The sequence below is a fragment of the Streptomyces sp. 13-12-16 genome (genome assembly GCF_002114215.1).
Lineage (GTDB): Bacteria > Actinomycetota > Actinomycetes > Streptomycetales > Streptomycetaceae > Streptomyces.
This window is the reverse complement of sequence record NZ_NCTE01001336.1, coordinates 5,149-6,555: the sequence shown is the minus strand read 5'-3', so window position 1 is coordinate 6,555 and position 1,407 is coordinate 5,149. Positions and strand designations below refer to the sequence as shown.

Below are 1,407 nucleotides of genomic sequence, written 5' to 3'. Positions count from 1 at the left end.
GCGCTCGGTGTCGCGCTCGTCACGTCGTTGCTCACGCGCGCAGCCTAGGGGCGTGGAGGGGCGGCTCGGGGTGAGATGTCACCCGGGCGGTTGACCCCGGCGTGAAGCGGCCCGCGGGCGTGTTCCGGTGTGCTAGAGCGCGGCCCCGGAGTCGTCGGACGGACTCCGGGGCCGCGCGGTGCCGGCGTGTTCCACCGGCCGGGCCGACGGCTCCGGGCGGTGGCCGTCGTTCGTGCGGGTCAGTCCGGGCGGTGGGCCGCCGCGACCTGACCGGCCTCTGCCGGGGCCCCGGCGCCGGACGAGGTGATCACCTCGGAGCGGCCGCCGTCCCGGTTGAGGAGGCCGCCCGTGAGGGCGAGGCCGAGGCCGGCCACGGCGAGGACGGCGCCGACCAGGGCGGGGGAGGTCCAGCCCCAGCCCGCCGAGAGGGCCAGCCCGCCGAGCCAGGCGCCGCCCGCGTTGGCCAGGTTGAAGGCGGAGTGGTTGGAGGCCGCCGCCATCGTCGGGGCGTCCTTCGCCTTGGCCATGAGCAGCATCTGGACGGGCGTGGTGATGAGGGAGCCCAGCGCGCCGATGAAGGTGATCGTCACCAGGGCGGCCCAGGTGCTGTGGACGGTGAAGGAGAACGCCACCAGGGACGCGGCGAGCAGGGCGAGCCCCGCGTACAGCGTCGGGCGCAGGGCGCGGTCCGTGAGCGGGCCCGCGACCAGCGTGCCGAGCGTCATGCCGACGCCGTAGAGAGCGAGGACCAGGGTGGTCGAGGACTCGGAGATGCCCGTCACGTTCGTCAGGATGGGCACCAGGTAGCTGTAGACGGCGAAGAAGCCGCCGAATCCCACCACGGCGACGGCCAGGCCGATCGCGACCTGCCGGTTGCCCATCGCACGCAGCTCGTGCCGGATGCCGGACTGCCCGCCGCGGGGCTGGTGGGGGACGAAGAGGGCCAGTGCGGCGAGGGCGACGAGGCCGATGACGGCGATCGCGAGGAAGGCCGACCGCCAGCCCAGCTGCTGGCCCAGGGCCGTGCCGGCCGGGACGCCGACGATGTTCGCGACGGTGAGTCCGAGGAACATCTTCGAGACGGCGCGCGCGGCCCGCTCGGGGGCGACCAGCCGGGAGGCCACGACGGCGCCCACGCCGAACAGCGCCCCGTGCGGCAGCCCCGTCAGGAAGCGCGCGCCGAAGAGCAGACCGTAGGTGGGGGCGAGCGCGGACGCGACGTTGCCGACCACGAACAGCCCGGACAGGAGCAGGAGCAGCCGCTTGTGGGGCACGCGCGCGCCGATGCCCGTCAGCACGGGGGCGCCGACGACGACACCGAGCGCGTAGGCCGAGACGAGGTTGCCGGCGTCCGGCACGGAGACGTCGACCCCGTCGGCGATCTGGGGCAGCAGCCCCATCGTGGCG

Annotated in this window: 1 protein-coding gene; it reads right to left on the bottom strand. The window is 75.0% G+C overall.

Annotated features, from left to right (window positions below; translation table 11 throughout):
* Positions 1 to 239 precede the first annotated feature (239 nt).
* On the bottom strand, positions 240 to 1,407 hold a 1,168-nt coding region (locus tag B7767_RS40660), incomplete at its 5' end, for an MFS transporter (RefSeq protein WP_085576286.1).